The 17,321-nt window shown below is 60.1% G+C and carries 20 protein-coding genes; 3 read left to right on the forward strand and 17 right to left on the reverse strand.

The window, feature by feature from the left end:
* Positions 1-19: 19 nt before the first annotated feature.
* Genes QFZ94_RS00475 through virB11 form a run of 5 tightly spaced genes read right to left on the reverse strand, consistent with a single transcriptional unit; the run spans position 20 to position 3,750 of the window.
* Complete coding sequence (locus tag QFZ94_RS00475) at positions 20-982, reverse strand: hypothetical protein (RefSeq protein ID WP_429455190.1); 963 nt, start codon at positions 980-982, stop codon at positions 20-22.
* Between the two features lie 7 nt (positions 983-989).
* Positions 990-1,643 carry a hypothetical protein gene (locus QFZ94_RS00480; RefSeq protein WP_429455191.1) on the reverse strand — a complete coding sequence of 218 codons (654 nt, stop codon included), beginning with the start codon at positions 1,641-1,643 and terminating at the stop codon, positions 990-992.
* Positions 1,640-1,981, reverse strand: coding sequence for a hypothetical protein (locus tag QFZ94_RS00485; protein ID WP_429455192.1), 342 nt, complete (start codon positions 1,979-1,981; stop codon positions 1,640-1,642). The genes QFZ94_RS00480 and QFZ94_RS00485 overlap by 4 nt, the downstream gene beginning before the upstream one ends.
* Positions 1,971-2,753, reverse strand: coding sequence for a lytic transglycosylase domain-containing protein (locus tag QFZ94_RS00490; RefSeq protein ID WP_429455194.1), 783 nt, complete (start codon positions 2,751-2,753; stop codon positions 1,971-1,973). Before QFZ94_RS00490 ends, QFZ94_RS00485 begins: the two co-directional genes overlap by 11 nt.
* A complete protein-coding gene (gene virB11 / locus QFZ94_RS00495) occupies positions 2,740-3,750 on the reverse strand; it encodes a P-type DNA transfer ATPase VirB11 (RefSeq protein ID WP_429455196.1) in 1,011 nt (336 codons plus the stop codon). Before virB11 ends, QFZ94_RS00490 begins: the two co-directional genes overlap by 14 nt.
* Here virB11 and QFZ94_RS00500 point away from each other — a divergent pair.
* Positions 3,725-4,027 carry a hypothetical protein gene (locus QFZ94_RS00500; RefSeq protein ID WP_429455198.1) on the forward strand — a complete coding sequence of 101 codons (303 nt, stop codon included), beginning with the start codon at positions 3,725-3,727 and terminating at the stop codon, positions 4,025-4,027. The genes virB11 and QFZ94_RS00500 overlap by 26 nt on opposite strands.
* Here QFZ94_RS00500 and QFZ94_RS00505 read toward each other — a convergent pair.
* The 5 genes from QFZ94_RS00505 to QFZ94_RS00525 are packed head-to-tail and all read right to left on the reverse strand — an operon-like array spanning position 3,997 to position 8,246.
* Positions 3,997-5,250, reverse strand: coding sequence for a TrbI/VirB10 family protein (locus QFZ94_RS00505; protein WP_429455200.1), 1,254 nt, complete (start codon positions 5,248-5,250; stop codon positions 3,997-3,999). The genes QFZ94_RS00500 and QFZ94_RS00505 overlap by 31 nt on opposite strands.
* Positions 5,247-6,023 carry a TrbG/VirB9 family P-type conjugative transfer protein gene (locus QFZ94_RS00510; RefSeq protein ID WP_429455201.1) on the reverse strand — a complete coding sequence of 259 codons (777 nt, stop codon included), beginning with the start codon at positions 6,021-6,023 and terminating at the stop codon, positions 5,247-5,249. The genes QFZ94_RS00505 and QFZ94_RS00510 overlap by 4 nt, the downstream gene beginning before the upstream one ends.
* 17 nt (positions 6,024-6,040) lie before the next feature.
* Complete coding sequence (locus tag QFZ94_RS00515; protein WP_429455202.1) at positions 6,041-6,451, reverse strand: TrbG/VirB9 family P-type conjugative transfer protein; 411 nt, start codon at positions 6,449-6,451, stop codon at positions 6,041-6,043.
* 2 nt (positions 6,452-6,453) lie between these two features.
* The gene (locus QFZ94_RS00520; RefSeq protein ID WP_429455203.1) at positions 6,454-7,161 is read right to left on the reverse strand and encodes a type IV secretion system protein; all 708 of its coding nucleotides are present in this window, start codon (positions 7,159-7,161) and stop codon (positions 6,454-6,456) included.
* Positions 7,155-8,246: a type IV secretion system protein gene (locus QFZ94_RS00525; protein WP_429455205.1), complete on the reverse strand. Its 1,092-nt coding sequence runs from the start codon at positions 8,244-8,246 to the stop codon at positions 7,155-7,157. The genes QFZ94_RS00520 and QFZ94_RS00525 overlap by 7 nt, the downstream gene beginning before the upstream one ends.
* On the opposite strand from QFZ94_RS00525, the gene QFZ94_RS00530 reads away from it, so the two are divergent.
* Positions 8,245-8,763, forward strand: coding sequence for a hypothetical protein (locus tag QFZ94_RS00530; protein WP_429455207.1), 519 nt, complete (start codon positions 8,245-8,247; stop codon positions 8,761-8,763). The genes QFZ94_RS00525 and QFZ94_RS00530 overlap by 2 nt on opposite strands.
* Here QFZ94_RS00530 and QFZ94_RS00535 read toward each other — a convergent pair.
* The 4 genes from QFZ94_RS00535 to QFZ94_RS00550 all read right to left on the reverse strand — a co-directional run bounded on the left by QFZ94_RS00535 (position 8,745) and on the right by QFZ94_RS00550 (position 12,894).
* Positions 8,745-9,596 (reverse strand): type IV secretion system protein, encoded by an 852-nt coding sequence (locus tag QFZ94_RS00535; protein WP_429455209.1) that lies wholly within the window; start codon positions 9,594-9,596, stop codon positions 8,745-8,747. The two genes, QFZ94_RS00530 and QFZ94_RS00535, sit on opposite strands and share 19 nt — an antisense overlap.
* Positions 9,597-9,692: 96 nt before the next feature.
* Positions 9,693-12,068, reverse strand: a complete 2,376-nt coding sequence (locus QFZ94_RS00540; protein WP_429455210.1) for a hypothetical protein — start codon at positions 12,066-12,068, stop codon at positions 9,693-9,695.
* A gap of 130 nt (positions 12,069-12,198) precedes the next feature.
* The gene (locus tag QFZ94_RS00545) at positions 12,199-12,483 is read right to left on the reverse strand and encodes a VirB3 family type IV secretion system protein (RefSeq protein ID WP_429455211.1); all 285 of its coding nucleotides are present in this window, start codon (positions 12,481-12,483) and stop codon (positions 12,199-12,201) included.
* Between the two features lie 9 nt (positions 12,484-12,492).
* Positions 12,493-12,894: a mating pair formation protein gene (locus QFZ94_RS00550; RefSeq protein WP_429455212.1), complete on the reverse strand. Its 402-nt coding sequence runs from the start codon at positions 12,892-12,894 to the stop codon at positions 12,493-12,495.
* Positions 12,895-13,101: 207 nt separating this feature from the next.
* On the opposite strand from QFZ94_RS00550, the gene QFZ94_RS00555 reads away from it, so the two are divergent.
* Positions 13,102-13,959: a helix-turn-helix domain-containing protein gene (locus QFZ94_RS00555; RefSeq protein ID WP_429455214.1), complete on the forward strand. Its 858-nt coding sequence runs from the start codon at positions 13,102-13,104 to the stop codon at positions 13,957-13,959.
* On the opposite strand, the gene QFZ94_RS00560 is transcribed toward QFZ94_RS00555, so the two are convergent.
* The 3 genes from QFZ94_RS00560 to QFZ94_RS00570 are packed head-to-tail and all read right to left on the reverse strand — an operon-like array spanning position 13,956 to position 17,235.
* Positions 13,956-14,999, reverse strand: a complete 1,044-nt coding sequence (locus QFZ94_RS00560) for a glycosyltransferase family 9 protein (protein ID WP_429455216.1) — start codon at positions 14,997-14,999, stop codon at positions 13,956-13,958. The genes QFZ94_RS00555 and QFZ94_RS00560 overlap by 4 nt on opposite strands.
* 23 nt (positions 15,000-15,022) lie before the next feature.
* Positions 15,023-16,819 (reverse strand): ATP-binding response regulator, encoded by a 1,797-nt coding sequence (locus tag QFZ94_RS00565; protein ID WP_429455217.1) that lies wholly within the window; start codon positions 16,817-16,819, stop codon positions 15,023-15,025.
* Complete coding sequence (locus QFZ94_RS00570) at positions 16,816-17,235, reverse strand: molybdopterin-dependent oxidoreductase (RefSeq protein WP_429455219.1); 420 nt, start codon at positions 17,233-17,235, stop codon at positions 16,816-16,818. Before QFZ94_RS00570 ends, QFZ94_RS00565 begins: the two co-directional genes overlap by 4 nt.
* Positions 17,236-17,321: the final 86 nt, after the last annotated feature.

The raw sequence follows: 17,321 nt of genomic DNA on the forward strand, positions 1-17,321 counted from the left end.
CGACAGCGACCGGATTTTATTACGCAATTTCGCTATCCTTATCTTTTGTTGCTGCGACGGACAATTTAACGGGAACAAGGGCTCGCAGATAGTCCAGCCAGCCGGCTTCGTGACCGTTCCACCATCGGACGTGCCGCACGGTATAGCGTGGGTACGGATTCGGCTGGTGGACGGCCGCCAGGCCAGCTCGCGCGCATGCATACCCCTCGTCGTACGCGGTATGTCCTTCGTCGACGGTGTACTGCTCCGCCCTATCGCGAATATCGAACCCGCTCTCCGGAAACATGTCGATCAGTCCCGCCCAGTACGCCAGATCGGCACGACGGTAGCCCGACGGCGTAACCGGTTCCATCGCGTGCGCCACGAGGTTGCGCAAGTAATGGATCCGCGCCGCATCGGGCCATCCGCATTCATCGCGAAGCTCATACCGGCGCATGGCCACCAGCGCAGCGGCGGCGTCCGGTGACACATGGGCAAAGAGCCGCTCGATCCGCTCAGCGACATCAAGGCGGCGTGCGGCATGCTCGGCGATTTCGAACACCACATGGAAAACCGTTTCGAAAACATCAGAGTCCGGCTCGGTCACCGCGCCACATTCGGCCGCACGAATGGAGAAGGCGAGTTCCGTGGCCCGGCGGTGCAGCGCGCTGAGCAGCATCAGCTGATCGTCGCCCTGCGACTCCAGCTCCCGGATACGGTCAATCAGGCCGGCACGCGGCACCGCCTCGTCGTTCAACCATGCTTCGTACTCTTCGTGCCCAATATCGTCAGGTTGTGGCACCACATCGCGCTGCGGGTCGCGGGCGTGAGCGCGCATTGCAGCTGCACGGCTGGCAAACGGCCCCCGCACTTCGTCGCCACGTCGCAGCAGCTGCCCGGGCTTGCCGCCGATGACGGCCGCAACGATGTTCCACCCGCTCAGGTGAGCCAGTTCGTAAGGGCCGGTCTGTGTCCAGCCCGGCATGAGATTACCGTCCGACATAGTTGCCTTAGTAGTGAATGCGCGTCTGGAACTGGCCGGCTTCATACACGTCAATCGCATTGGACGATTGCGGCTGTTGCCAGACGATGTGGTCATACACCGTGACGGTGACTGGATCGCCGTCGTATCCGCCGCCGTCCCGCCCGTTTCGCGAGCTCACAGCTGACGCATCGCCCGATGGATCGCCGTACACCTGATATGCGCCGACCTGGCCGCCCACGCAGGCCTGCGGCCCGTAATACGCGTAGCCGGTGCTGAGATCCGCCACGGAAGGCTTTGGCGTTCCAATCAGAGCGAAACCGCTCATGCCGCTGTATGGATGGGCTCCCGCCTTGCGTTGCCCTTCGACCACCCAGGCACCGGTCGCCGCGGCCGTTGTGCCAGCGGAGCACGGATCGTAGGGCGTGTTGTTCTGACGGACGGTCATGTCCGAGTCTTTACACTGCGGCCAGCCACGACCATGGCGGAGATCGTCTATCAGGCGATCCATTGCCGGGCCGCAGGTGGCCGGCGCCCACGGCCCGCCGTTAGAAGACGGGTTGCCCAGGCAGATCACAATGCGGCATCCGTAGTCGTCGTCTGCACGGGCCATACTGGCGTGACTACCTGAAGCGAGCGTAGATACGAGCAACATCAGCTGACCTCTGATTTTCATCTTCATACCCCACCCCCTTGCCAGTTAAGCGCCTTGCGCCCGACCCTCATGCATCGCCAGGCAATCCACGTGTTGCGCACGGCAAGACCCGGCAAACAGAACGGCGACGCGGCCACCGCACCCAACCACATCAAAACAAGCACGGGCGGCAGCAGGACCCAGCCACCGCTCTCCCGCACCAGCCGGGCCACCAGATAAAAAGACATAGGCACCAGGAGCGCCGCGAACTGCGCCCCGGCCCCAGTCTGATGATGCCACCATTGCGACGCCGCCACGCCCGCAGTGACGGCATAGCCGTCCAACACGAGGGTCGCAGCGAGCGTCCGATACCGGTTATTGATCATCAACCGCTCCGGTTGCCCGCACTGCCTTACGCGTATCGCTCACCTGGCCGTTGATCTGTCCATTGAGCTGACCGTCTTCGTCGTCGTCCCCATAGGTCGTGAACCAGTCATCTTTGGCCGCAGACTTTGCAGCGCGCTCCGGCCGTGCCGCCGCGCGTCGTGCAGGTTCACCTGCAGGGCGAACGTCTGGAACAACCTCGATCGGCTGCGCGCCCTGCACGGCGGACGCCGGGACGGCAGCCGCCACCTTTTGGGCATAAGCGGCGCCCCGCGTCAGATCGCCGCTGTAATAACAGGAGAGCGTCGCGCGTACCGCGTCATCAGCCTGCGCAAATTGCGGCTTCGCCCGGGCGTAGCACGCTTTAAGAATCGCGGCTCCGGTCTTGAGGTTCGTGCAGCGCTCGAAAATGCTCTCTGCTGTCTGTCCGTAACGCGCCAGATTGTGTACGTTGACCTGCACCAGTCCCATGCTGTAATTCCAGCCGCCGGCGTCGAGCGCCTTGACGGTGGCCAGCGCTTCCGGAAGGTTCTTTGGCTGTCGCGCAAGGTGGCCACCGACGACGCCGATCGCGAACGGATTGCCGCTGCTCTCGACTGTCGCCACGCGCCCCAACAGCGCATGATGAACGTCAGGGGCGCACTCCTGGGCCAGCGAGACAAACGAGGCGGCAACAGATGGGGAAGCGACCTGCATATCCGCTTGTGACGCTTGAGCGGACAGCAGCATCACACCCAGCGCCAGAGGCGCGACGAGAGATTTAATGGGCGACATAGAGCACCTTGCTGATTCCCCGTACCCCATCGTCATAGCGATGCATCTGCACCACGACGTCGATAAGACTGCGGGCATAGTCGATAATCTCGGCACGCTGCAACGTCGAGCCGAAGCGCATGACCATCTGCGCGAGTCGTTCAAACATGTGCTCGGGGCTGGTTGCGTGCAGCGTCGTCATCCAGCCGCCGTGACCGGAATTCAGCATTTCGAGCGCGACGTATGCTTCAGCGCCACGCAGTTCGCCCGGAATCACGCGATCAGGCGACAGGCGCAACGACGCTTCCATCAGTTCAACTGGCGTCACATTCGCCGTGCCCTGATTACCCCGCGAATACAGCAGGTTCACCGTATTGGCCTGCGGCGGCCGCAGCTCGCGCGCGTCTTCAATCGTCACGATCCGCTCAGCCGGCGAGATCTCTTTCAGAAGCATGTTGATGAACTCCGTCTTGCCGGCAAAAGTCGGTGCGCTGACAACGATGTTCTTTTTCGCCTTGATGGCGAGTCGCAGGAAGGCCGGCCACGCGCGATCCCGATACAGCGCCGCCAGTTTCCTGTCGGTGTCTTCCGAGTCTGCTAGCGGTTCATTGACCCGGTCAAAGGCCCCGCTCTCCTCGTAGTACTGCATCGCCAGATCGAGTGTCGAAGGTTTGCGGATCGCAATCGCAATCGTGCCCGCCGGCACCGCTGGGGGTTGAACAACCTGGATACGGAAATCGCGATTACCCGACCCTGTCAGTTCCGAGGGTATCGAGGCCGCGAGAAGCGGACGCTGGGCGTTCGTCTCCTGGTCCGAGTAATGCGCGACCAGCTCGGCAAAGTCCCGCAACGTGCTTTCGGTCAGTACTGGCGTATCGACTCGCTCCATGAACCGCATGCCCTTGCGGCCGGCCCACACGATTCCTGGACCATTCACCGCGATCTCCGAAACATCGGCGTCGTCGAAAAGCGGCCGGATGGATTCGGTGCGGTTGAAGAATGCCGGCACAATCGACATGTCAGTGTCCCCGGATGCGTTTGGCGCGAGCCACCGCGCCGGCCTGCTGCACGGACGGACGATCGAGGCACACCTGCGCATCGAAACACTGGCGGGCAACGGCCTTAAGCTTTGCCTGCGCAAGCATCAGGTACCTTCCGCCATCCCGGGCGAAGTCGCTGAATATCTGTGCCTGAAACGCATCGGCAACCGCGTCGTCCAGCTGCCGGCGCAGTTCGCGTTGAATGTGCGAGATATCTGTGGCCATCAATCCTCCTCGCCGTCCGGCTTGCAGTAGTCGGAGAAGTCCAGTTCGTGCTCCACCTGAATGCGCACGCGTGTGCCCTGGTCGTTTTTGAGCGTCGGCGGGATGTTGACGTAGCCGCCCAGCAGTTGTTGCGACGACTGGGCCATCGACGACTGGACGTTCTCGCGGTACATCGCGGATGAGTTATTGCGGTCCGAGGACGACACCCCATAATTCGATGCGCCCGCGCCAAGGATTGCCAGCGCCGCACTCATGCCGAGGATCTGGCCAACGTGGTTATCGACGTCCGCATCAATACCCGCCGATCCGAGCTGATCGGCAACCGGTGAGTCGACATGGATCCTGACGCCATCCGGACGCAAGGCGACGGCGCTTGCAATGAAGGTTCGTTCCTGCCCCTTGCGCACGGAGGAGTTCGGTTTGCCTGTAATGCGCGTGCCCCACGGCAGCAGCGCAATCCTGCCCTTCTCCCCGTAGGCGTCCCGATCCAGCATGATCGTGATCGAGCCAGGCAGGTCGGAGATGATGCGGGGCAGCAGGTGGCCTTGAAGAATGGCCCCCGGCTCCATCTTGCATTGGAGGTTCTCGATCTTTTGGGCCTTGAAAGTCGAATCGTCGGCGTTCGCAACACTGCGCGCGAAAGCCGAATTCGGATCATTCGGACCGTCACCGCCAGAATGACGGCCCAGGCCTGCCTCACCCTGCTGAGCATCAGCGGAAGCACCACCTGCATCGTCCGGACCATCGCCCCCCGTGTCGGAACCAAACAGGCCCGATTTCATCCGCGCCTCGTGCATTGCCTCGGCTTTTCTTCGCGCCTGCTCGGCGGCTGCGGCCGCCTGACGTTGACGCTCCGCAGCCCGTCGCGCCTCTTCCGGATCAACCGACGAGCTTGCCGCCGGCGCCGACGCAGCGGCCGCCATCGACACCGGAAGTTTTTGCCGGCCAGCATCCAGCGGCGCGGCCTTCGTCGTGTCTTCGTCGATCTTCGGCTTGTCGGAACTGCTCGATGGCGCTGGCGCGTCATGCTTCATCGCGTAGAACCCGCCGGCACACAGCAGGAAGAGAATCACGCCGGCGACCGTGAAAAAGGTCTGGCGCCGGCCGCGGGCCGGATCGGCCGCGAGTGACGTCTGCCGCAGCGCATCCGCTGCGCGCCGGCGCTCGCTCAGGCTGTCGCCTGCATCGCGCGCCCCGCCACCTAGCTGCCCGTCCTCATGAGGCAGATCATTCGGGTTACCAGGCGTATTCAATTTCCGCCTCCCCAGGGTGAGCGCTGCGCCTGCGTCGCCGTACCCTGTTGCGACCGGATCACGCACAAGGTGCGATCGCCATCGCGCAGGGTGAAGCGGTCAGCCATCTGCTCGACCACCAGGTACGGCCCTTCCCTGCGCATGGGCGCAAGCGCCTCGGTACCGTCGCGGTCCACTACGTAAATGCTCGGCTTGGGTTTGCCGCTCGTGGTCAGAAAGTAAGTAAACTGCCCGTCGTCGAACACGCGCTGCAGACCGAACGAATTTTCGTCACCCGACACCTGATAATTCTTGTTCACCATGCGGGGCTGCGAATACGATGCGTCGGAGACGCCGCCCGAATCGTCGCTCCATCCATCGTTTCCGTCCGCCGGATACAGGAAGCGCACCGCATAGGTCGCGCGCTCCGGATTCTTCGAACTGGACAGGCGGAAGTAATAGACGTGGTTGCTCGTCGTGACCGTCAGATTGGTTCTTGCATCAGGCTCGACCGGCTTGAGCACAAGATGATTGCGAAACTTCAGGACCTGCCAGCCGATTGAATCGCCGATCGCCTTGTTGAGGATCTTTTCCCCGGGCGCGAACTCGATCGTTGTTGCATAACCATAGACACCAGTGATTTCGTAGACCTGATTCGGGTCGAACTGGAGCTGGCATACCCGGTTGTCCGTGATCACACAGCGCGGATTTTTGGCCACCTGCGCATTCACGCTCATAGCGGCGCACGCGATACCCACTGACCATGCCAGCATGCTGCGGCGAATCGTTTCCATGTCGCTCCCTCTACTGGTTAGTACGCCGAGGGCGTCACGAAATGCACGATGTGCGCGGCCTGCAACGGATCGTCAATCGACGCTATCTGCAGGTGGTAAGTGCCACGCGTCGTCGTGACATTCAGCCCCATCCTTTCGCCAGGCCTGTTGGCCGTCACCTGCAGCGTGTCGCTCGTTCGCTGAACATGAAAGACCGGTGCCGTGCTCTGCGCGATGACCTTGATATGCTCGCCGTGAGGAAAATCAATCGCCAGCAAGGTCCTGTCAGCGACCTTCAGGTCGTATATCTGGTCTGGCATGTACGGCAGGCGCTGCACATTACCCGCCGTGCCGCGCAGCACGGGATCGGCTGCCGTTACCTCCTGCGTCATCACCGATAGCGCTGTGGCGAGTGCTCCTACTGTCAGAGCGATCCTGGCTGCTCCCATTTTCAGCCTCCGGATGGGGCCGGCGCACCCGGCTCTGTGTTCGGCTCGAAGCCGGTCACCATGAATCCCGTCCCATTGATGTAGCGGTTCTGCGGCGTCAACGCCTGCTTCACGAAGTCGTAGCGGAACAGCACATGCCAGTACACCGTCTTGTTGTCACCGTTTCCATCGTTGTAGGTCGTGAACGTTGCTTCGGCCTTGTGGTCGTCCCGGTCGAGGATTCGCACGCGCACATCCTTGACGCGGCGCACTGTCGTCTCGGCGATGCTGTAGTACGGGTTGTCCCTGTTCTTCGCGTCCATCTCGTGGTTGAAGCTGTCCGCCACGTTCGATGCCGAATGCAGCCTGACGTAATCAATATGGTCCTGACGAAACGCGCGATCGAGCGTGTAGCGTTCCGTCACGTAACGGGCCAGCTCGCTTTCGATTACGGCATCTTTCGAACTGAGCACCGCCGGTGTGCCGATCTCGCTTTTTGCAACGTGGTTGTGCGTGTCAAGAGTTAGCACCACGGGTGGCACATATTCCTGGTTAGCCTTGTCGTAGGCCATCGACGCGAGCGCCAGGCCCGCGATCGGCCACGCGACCAGCGCAAGCAGATATGCCCGATTCCGGGATAAGCGAATCGCTTCATAGGATTCGGCTGGTGGTGCATCAAGCGCTGACGCATTCCGTGTTCTGGACGATTTCTGAAGAATCGCGCTCACCATTGACCTCCGTCAGATGCGCCGCCCGAAGGCCCCGCGCCTCCTGGGCCGCCGGGTTGCCCGGCACCCGACGGGCTCGACATGCTTGAAGCGCTCGCGGCGCCGCCCGAGGACAGCGCCCGCTCGATTCGCGCAAGCTGGTTGCCGTGCGCAGTTTGTGTGTTGCTGATACTGGCCAGTGCAGTCGCCGCACCGGGATTCGCGCCGGCGCCGCCTCGCCCACCACCGGAAAACTTCGACATGATTTGAGACATCATGAATCCGCCGATCATGTCCGCCATGCCGCTGCCGGCGGCGCCGCTCGATGTCAGCGCGGACGCCAGGGGGCGAATGGTAAAGGCCATGAAGAGCGCTATTGCGCCGGCGATAATGATTGCGGCGAAGGCATCCTGGGCCGTCATCGCATTGGGATCCATCTTCGAGACAAACTGGTCGGTGATGTCGAAGCTGAACTTTACGATGACACCGAGCAGGATTCCGACCAGAGCGAACTTCGCCATTGCCGCGAACCAGCTCATGCCGAATCCGCGCGTGCTATTCCACATCAACGTCGGCACGAACAGCGGGAACAGCAGCATCGTGACTGCGAACCCCATGTCGGACCCAACCTTCAGGACGAGAGCAATGAGGACCATGGCTGAATTGACGATCTGCAACGCCAATCCGAGAAGAACGATGCCAATATTGAGCATCGACTGCTTCATCATCTGGCCCGATGCATCTGAAAACTTGTTGTAGTCGTTCTCCAGATATTGCGTCATCGACTGCCCACCCATCAGCGCACTTACTGTGTCGTCGCGCAGTTCTTGGAACGAGTGAAAGATCTGTCCGGCCAACCCGCCCCAGTTCAATGCTGCAAACACGAACATGATCGTGAGCAGCATCCTCAGCAACGGCCATACGTCCGCCGGATCGCGCCCGGAATGAACCCGCATCACCTTCACCGCCACCCAGATCATCGCGAGGTACAACGCGGGTTGCGTGACCGCGTGCCCCAGCACCGGGTAGTTGGTCGACAGAAACGCTTCCGTCCGCGAGGGAATGCTGTCGAACAGCGTCTGGATGAATTGATCTACCGGATCGGCCATGTCACTTGCTCGCGCCGAAGAACCTGTCGTTAAGCGCTGCGGCGGCCGCCGTGCAATCCCTTGCTTCCGGCGTGTCGGCGCCGACCCCGATACCGTGGTTCTTGCATTCAGCCAGTCGTTGCTTCATCTCGCCCTGATGCGCGAGGTAATACGCTTCAGTGTTCGGCTCGAACGCCGGCACAGTCTGCGCGGGCGGTTCGATAGTGTCGCTTCCCGTGCTACGGGTATGCACAACGTAAACGGTCAGACCGCCGCATCCAACCACTGCGACCGCGAGAAGGAACCAGGTAAGTTTGCCTGTCCAAGTCATATGCCTGTCTCCAGTTTCAGACGCCCGTGCGCCGGAAGGCGCACGGTGCACGTGTTACACCCGATGGCCGATCGGATGAAAATCGCAGGCGCACGGCGATTTCGATATCGCGCCGGAATGCGCACATCCAGCCAGAAACGTAGCGCCGACGAGCAGGAGGTAGAAAACGATGCGTCGCATGCCGTTCCTCATTTCGATACGTTCTGAAAAAACTTCGCGCGAACCGCCGTCGCCTGATTACTTTCATTCACCTGGTTCGCCGTCAGATTCGCGTTGATGGCCTGCAATTTCGTTTGCGCGGACTGCGCCATGCCCAGCTCGGCCGACATTCGGTTCTGCAGATCGGCGGCATCCTTGACGTTCTGCGTCGTGTCGACCTGCTGTGACAGGTTCTGAAAGTTACGCAGGTGCGTTTGCGCCTCGTCGTACAGTGACTCTCCACCAGCCAGTGCCGAACGAACCGAGTCGGTACTCATCTTGTAGTTCGCACCCTCGCCCTTGTCCGCGAAGTCATCGGGCGACATCGTGTTCATCACCCTTTCGTACGTCGCCTGCCGGCTGCCGTACACGCCGCTCTTCTGCTGCGATACCACGTCCTGCCAGCTGCCTGGCACAATGGACGACGCGTCGATTGCATCGGTCAGCCCCTGTCCGCCCCGCCCGTAGGAGCCGGTTACCGCACCGTATTGCTGCTTGAGCGTGTCGTATTCCTGCTTGAGCTGGGCGAGTTGAGCGGCCAGCGCTGTCCACGTCCCGGCGTCGCCGACCGGAACGCCCGTTGCGAAAGCTGTCGTCGACATGGCCATCACTGCGATGGCCGCTACGTATGGTCCGTTCATTTCTGCACCTCCACTTCCGGTTGTAAGGTCGCTTTCGCCAATCTCCCTGCGCTCGTTCCCTCGCCAATCCAGTACGCCCTGAAGCCTCGCGCCCACGACCATGCGTACACAAAACAAAGCGCAAGCACGCCGTACTGCCGCGATTCCCACGCCATCCAGAACCAGAAAGGTTGCCCCGCAAGCCCACAGATGCAGGCCCACTTGCGCCAGTGTGCACGGCGATCCTGCGACAGGAATACGCTCGCCGCACCAAGTACACCGATTGCAATCTGCCCGATCACAAGCCCCCCTCTCAACTCAAACGTTGTGCGTCCGTTCAGATAGCGCGCGCTCCATGAACACCGGAACCCAGCGACTCGGGTCCGTCGTGCCCAACCCGGCGCGAACACGGTTCATCAGCTCGACCGACTTGTCATTCGACGACAGCACGGCGACGAGTTCGGGCATGTCCGACATATCAAACGAGGCACGCACACTGACCCCATTGCCTTTCTTGATAAGCACCTTGTAGTCAGTGGGCGCTGCGCGTTCGATGAACTCGAACTCGCTCTGCGAAAAGTCCAGGTTATCGACGTAGTCCCGTCGATCGGCCTTGTCGTTCGCGAGATAGAAGCTCGTTACCGCCTGATTCCTGACGGCCACCACCGGTCGATAGAGCGCGCTCGGTTCCGGCGTAATGAAGAGCGTCGCGCAGTTACGCCGGCGGAATGTCTCGCGATACAGCTCGACCTTCTGTTGCCAGAACGGATTGCGGATGTACGTCTGGGCCTCGTCCCACACGATGATCGCAGGCGCCCCGTCAAGCGACTGCTCGATACGGTGGGTCAGGTAGTTGAGCAGGATGGGAAGCTCCGGTTTGCCCTCCTTGTCCTTCATCAACTCCCGCATCTCATAGCGGTAGTGACGGTGTGTTGCCACATCGAGCGTGTCATGTTCGTTGTCGAAAACCGCGGCATTCGCGCCATCGCCGTGCCACACCGCAATCGCCCGATACAGGTCTGAATTCTTCGCTCCAAAACGCCAGGCCAGATTCCGCAGGCGCCGATCCTCGAACCTGGTCTTGCTGTCGTCGAAGTTGTCATTGACCGCCGTGGCAATGCGATCGATGTCGTCGACGTTGAGCACATAGCCATAGCACGTCGCCATCATCATCAGCAGCTCACGCAGCATCGCGCGATTCTGTTCGGTGTCGGGCATCTTGCAGGGGTTGCCCAGGGACCGGGACAGACTGAGTACGATGTCGGCGCCGCCCATGGCCTGCATGAACACGGTGCTCCCGTTCTCCCGGTCGAACCAGTGCACACGAGGCTCCACCTTGTCGGCCTGACTCACGATCATCGCGACAAGCAGCGTCTTGCCCGCGCCGGTTTTCGCGGCAAAATTGCCGTGCGCGGGCACCATCCCGGCGCGTTCTTCGTGAAGGTTGAGGTAGTAGCCGGTCTGACCTTCCGTCGGCAGGACCATGAGGCATTCACCCCAAAGGTTTCCGTCGAAGCGCCCTTGTGGAAAGCTGTGTAGCGACGCAAAGGCGGCGAACTGAATCGTCTCGACCTTGCCGACCCGGCCGTTGTGCCGCTTCGTGGCGCCCGGTATCTGCGACCAGACAGCGCGCTCCATTCCGGTCGTCTCGACGACCGGCTTCACACCCCAGCTCTTGAAGCACTCACCTGTCTTTCCGACGGCATCATCCAGCGCCTCGAGCGCCTTCACCGCAGCATCCTGCGAGCGCCCTTCTACCGGCACATGAACGAGGACGCTCATGTGATGCGTGCCGAGCACGGCCTTGTTGGCCGCCTGCCGCATGCGCAGAGCCGTGATTTCCGCCGACATGCCGGCAGTCGTCCGGTCGTGCGACAGCCGGGCCTCACTGGTCGACGTCGCCATGCTGGCGTCAAGCTTGTCGATCGGGAAAAACTTCTGCGTAACGATCAGTTCGGCGTGCAGCCGCTGGAACCGGTCTGCCATGCCGGCGACAGCGCCGTCGGGCCAGCGCGACATGGCGAGCACCTGTCCGATGCGGCGATGGTTGAGCCCGTTGACCTCAAAAACGTCCTTTCCAAGGATCGGATTGCGGCCGAAATGCAGATACGAACTCGCGATCGCCTGGGCCAGGTTGTACGAGTCAGCCAGCACCGGGCCATCTTCCTGCGTGAGCAGATAGTGCAGGAAACGCGCCATCTCACAACAGGGTCCGATTTCCGCTTCGACACGGCCCAGCCGGCGAGGCGCGTAGTGGGCCAGCGATTTCATCAGCGAGTTGACCTTCTCTTCAAGGTCACGCGCCTGCCGGGACTCCGTTTCAAGCTTGTCGTTGGCGCCAGAGGGATTGAGCGCGTTGAAAACGCGATCGAGCCGCCCCACTATCCCGCTGTAGTGCCGGTAACGCACGATGGCAATATAGATTTCGTGCTGATACAACGACCGCGTCTGGAAACGCGCCTTCAGCTTTTCATTGAGGAAGTTCGGAAACCAGTTCGAATACTTGCCGGCGGGCCACCGGTTGGCCTTGCGCCGGATCTCGTACACGTAGATGCCTACATTGCTGTCAGCGATCGACTCCAGCGCGGTGTTCCGCTGATGCTTGTACGCATCGACGCCGATGTCATCCAGCATTTCGGCGTACAGCCCCTGGAGACGCACGATCTGCACCAGTGCGCCGTCAAGCGTGCGCAACGTATGGCCGTTGTAGTACGCGTTCAGGCCGAACGGGAGTTCGCGCGATGCGTGCAGATCGGCCGCATCATCCTTGTCTGCCTCGCTCCGCTGAACGAATGGCGATGCGCCGAAATGACGGTCCAGAAATTCACCGAGGGGCATAGGTCTTCGCCCCGCCCCAGTACCTGAGGCTACGTGGCTTCGCTGTCGCTCCAAAGCTCTGGTACGCGACCGAGAACGCGAACATGTCTTTCGCGGTGATCAGATAGGAGCCGATGACCAGGAAGGGTACGGCGAGCATCACCGGCCACCATTTGAGGAACATGAAGACAACGGCGGGCAATACGAAGGAACCGAGAAACAGTTCAGCCAGGCAGCCCCATATCATCCAGGGCTGCACCATGCCTTTCGGGATTTCGTGGACTTCACGCATGGCCTCACCTCAGATCTGCGAGGAAGCGACCGAAGCCGCATAGCGAACAATCGACGGGACCGCGAAGAAAACAAATGAGCAGATAACGGCAATCACGGCGCCCTTCATCGGAATCCAGCCCTTCGGTACCCCGAGCACACAGATGCCGAGAATCGCCATGAAGACATAAGGCCCCGCGTCGACGAACAGCCAGCTAACGAAATCACGAACCAGGCCAGTGCCGGTGCTGTAGTCCATCGCATAGGCAAATTCAGGGAAGGCAGCTGCGCACAGCAAGGCGACCGGCAATATCATGCGTCGCGCTGCGCGCGCTTCGACACAGCAGAAAGCCGCCTGCGCGTCGCGCGTCTTCGCGCACTTGAAGGACAACAGGCGCTTCGCAACCCTCTTACCCACAACGGCGTCTGCCATATCAAGCCTCGTCAGTGATCCGTGGTCAGGCAGATACCGCGCCCTAACTCCTGCCCCCGCGCGTCATCCAATGGAATGAAGATTACCTACGACGTCACTTTACTAGCCATACAACGTGTGTCAAGTCATGTTTTGCAAGAAATTACCAAAACCTTGCGCCACAGGTCAGTTTTGGATAAAGTCGGCAACCAAAGGAGGTATTGGGATATGCCTGATAACGACATTCAGACCGATTCAATGGCCATCGCCAGCCGCGTTCGCAATTTGATGGAGCGGCACGGTGTCACAAAACGGGCCCAGGCAAGCGAGCTAAGCCGGATCCTTAATCTCAGCTTCTCTGCTGCGAGCCGCAAGATGAAAGGCCAATTGCCATGGGATCTGAAGCAACTCGGGGCGGTTGCCACGCACTTCGGCGAAACGCCGAGTGTTCTGGTTGAAAGCAACGAAGGTTTTGAAGATTCGATTGCGGGAGAAGGGATGCTGATGGTGAGCCCGCGTCCACTGCCGTGTTCAGTGTGGATCGGCGACGAGCTGAGCGGTGATCGATCAGCCGATCTGGTAGCGATCCAGTCGGGCAAGGCATGGAACATCTATCCGGCCGAAATTGCTCCGGCCGGTCGGATCTTCAATGTGTTGTCGGTCGAAATACGCCCCAACCTGCCGAACCTTGAGAAGCCGACGATCGCGGTCCTCGACGACGATACTGAAACGCAGGCGGCCAACAACGTCTGCGACTATCTCAACGACCACGGTCTGAACGCCATACCGTTCTACGATCTGGCCAGCTTTCGTGAGAGCCTGAAGAGCAACGCGTTTGACGCTTTTATAATCGACTGGCTTATCAACGATGACACCGCCGAGGCCGCCATTCTCGATATCCGGAAGGCGGAGAATGCAACAGCGCCGATTTACCTGCTGACCGGGCAGTTGCAGACCGGCAAAGCCCGCGTCGATGACATCGCTAGGGTAATCAAGCAGTTTGGCTGCAAGTGGATCGAAAAGCCGGTCCGTATGCCCATCCTGTTTTCGGAAATCTCTCACGAACTGAGCCGCTCATCGAGCTAATCGCGAAGGTGCAGCGCCCAGTTGCTTGAGGTCAACTTCTGATACGCGCGGTCGACTATCTCCAGATCACCCGCTCGCCCACTCGCCTGGATTCCCTGGATTTCCGGAAGAGGAAGGTTTATAGCTTTGCACGACGGATAGTCGCGCGCGCGCAACTCGGACGAGATCGAAGTGAAAAATGCCACTGTCGGCACGTCAAATCCAGCTGCGATGTGAACAGCGGCCGTGTCAGACGTCACAACAAAGCGGGCATGTTTCACCCATGCGAGAAAGGCGGCCGTGTCGGTCGACAGGCTCTTGATGTCTGTGTAGTGCGGGTGATCGACCTTGCCGAAGCCAAGTACGGGAACGTGAAACCTTTCCCAAAGCCTGTTGACGGCGTCCGCTCGAAACGAATGCGGAATGCTGCGCACGGGCGTGCTGGCTGTCGGACAGAGCAACGTATATTCCTTCGATGACCACTTCGCGCCCAACGCCGGCAACGCTACGCGCTGAAGCCAGTCATTCGACTTGTGATTCGGTCCTACGTCAGCCGGTGCGATGCCAAGCGCCCACAGGAAAAAATCTATCATGGGCATCGACGAGAAGTTGGGCCAGAACAGATGGTTGCCCAGATCGACCCGGAGTTCATCGTCGGGCAGAGAATCGACGTCGACGGGAAGATCCACAACGGCTCCAAAGATTGGCGCCGCCAGTTGGTATAGCTCCCTGACGTACGCAGGGGCGCGAGCCGGACGGTAAATAACAAAGGAAATTCCCGGGTGCCGCTTCTTGATCGCCGCGAGCGCAGAGAGTCCAATAATCGAATCCCCCAGCGTGACGCCCATTCCGTTGATGACATGAACGCGCGTCAGGCGCGAGTAGTCGACTTCAAACGGTGCAACATTCGCATTCCTGATTGCCTGCACGGCAGAAAGCGCGCGATAGCCCTCTGCCGCCACGTCGGACACCTCAAGGTCATAGGAGGCAACAATCTCACCATCTCGCGATAGCAGGGACCCTGCATTCGTCAGCGCCGATACCTCATCAAGGATAGTCATTGATCAATCATGTTCGGTTGAATTCAGTGCGGCTTGTCAGCTACAAGCGTATCCAGTAACGCCTGCTTTAATACCGAGTTCCGCACAGGCTTGTGCAGGTGCTGGGTGAAGAGTTCCGCCCCACTGTCTTTCAGCAGCTCCCTGGAAAACGCACTGATGCCGATGATCGGAACATCCCTGTTCGGTCCCGGCGTTGCTCGTACCTTTCGAGCGACGGCGATCCCGTCTTCCCCTGGCATCTGCACATCCAGCAATACTGCGTCATACGCAGCCTCATTCAATGCAGCCAAAGCCTCGCCTGCATCGGCAGCAACATCCACATACGCGCCAAACGATGACAGCACATCCGCAAATGACTCTCTTGCAGATTCATGGTCATCTACGATAAGTACCCTCTTCCGTTCGATGATCGCCGTAACCTGCAGCTCTGTCCCGTCGGCCTCTGTAGCAGCCGCGGCTGCCTTGACGGGCAGCGACACTTCGACCTTCGTTCCGCGCCCCAGTTCAGTGTCGATGTTGATCGATCCGCCGAGCAGATCGACCAGCCCCTTGACGATCGCGAGGCCAATGCCTGCGCCCTCGTGCTTCCTCGTATTGGACTGGTCCAGTTGCGTGAAGGGCTGAAAGAGCTGACTAACGGACGCCGCAGGAATGCCAGGCCCGGTGTCCTCAACGGTGATATCAAGAACGGCCCCATCCCTGGACGGCGTCACATCGAGACGCACAAGAATTCGACCGGCATCCGTATACCGGACCGCATTCGATAACAGGTTTCCAACTATCTGCCTGATGCGATCGGGGTCCGAGAGATACCAGCGATCGCCGTCGTTGACCTGTGCGACGACCTCCAGCCCCTTGCCCTTGGCAGACGTCGTCATGTCGGCAATCATCGATCCAATAACGTCGGCGGGTTGGAATTCCCGTTCCCGCAATGTGAGGCCTCCAGCGTCCAGTCGGGCGAAGTCGGTCAGATCCTTCATCTGCGTTTCCAACCGGCTTGCGGCTACCGCCAACCGCTTGATCAACGTCGCGTCTCGCTCTGCAAAGCGCCGTTCCAACAGAGTATCCGCCACGCTAACGATACTTTGCAGAGGTGTCCGCAGTTCGTGGCCAATCATCCCGAGGAAAGCATTTTTGGCGCGAACCGCGTCCTGCTCCGCCTTTATCGCCGCGCGCTGCTGGCGCGTTAGCCGCTTACGATCGACGCCCAGCATCAGGGCGAGCGCAGCTGTTCCCGCCAGGAGTAGCAACAGCAGCAGGCTGCTCAGGAAAAAAAGGTGTCGCTTTTCGATCAAGTCTTCGTAGACTGTATCGCGCCGGTCGATCTCGGCCTCGCTCACGTGATCTGCGATGATTGCCAGAGGCTCATCTATCTGCCCCAGGTGAATCGACAGGTCCACGGCCCTGCCAGGATCTTGCGGTAGCTGCTCGACGGCAGGCCTCGCTTTTTCGATCACAGCACCTATGTGGGCGAGTGCATCTCGAAACGCAGCATTGCCGTTGAAAATCTGAGTAGCGTCGGACGGCGTGGCCAATACGGCGTACTTCGATTGCAGGACGTCAAAGCGCAGCTGCACCGATCGAAAATCCGACCGGTCGGCACTGTACAGAAGGAGCGCATTTTTGGCCTTATTGGCCGCGATTTCCAGTTGGGCCACCGGCCAATAGTAATTCTCCTGTGGACCGGCGAGCGCCTTGAGGCTAGCCGATGACAGAAGCAGCGAATACGCGAAGTAAATCCACACCCCGGATACGCAAAACAGGAGCGCAATCGCGACGCCCAGGACCCTTTTGACGCCAATAGCGCGAAGGAAGGTCATTCAACAACGATCTTATAAATTTGCCACACGAATCGAGCTTCGATCGACGCGCGGTTCAGTTCGTCCGGTTGCTCATCGCGGGGATAAATTAGCATTAGTGGCCCGAAGCCCTTCGGCTCCAGTGGTTTGCCGTCGCGCTCGTAGGCCACAATCACCCCATACTGTTTCGCATCAGAGATGGGAACATCATGCTTGTAATCATCAAGCGCGTACACGTGTAGCAGCTTACCCCGTGCGCCGACCTTTTCCAGAATGCTTTCCAGAGTTGGCCCGCGCCACACGCTCACGGGTGTCCAATTCGTGGAAGTCTTGATGCTCTTCACACCGAGCGAAAGCAGGTCAGCCCGCGTAAAATGATAGGTATGGGTACTGGCCTCGGTTACATGCGTGATATTGCCGGTCACGTCGAGCGTCAATTGTGCGGTCTGTGCCTGCGCCTGACCGAGACATGCAAGAACTAGCAAGACCAACGCTATATATCTCAAGATAGACTCCATGTATG

The organism is Paraburkholderia sp. JPY465, assembly GCF_050436725.1.
GTDB classification, from domain to species: Bacteria; Pseudomonadota; Gammaproteobacteria; order Burkholderiales; family Burkholderiaceae; genus Paraburkholderia; species Paraburkholderia youngii.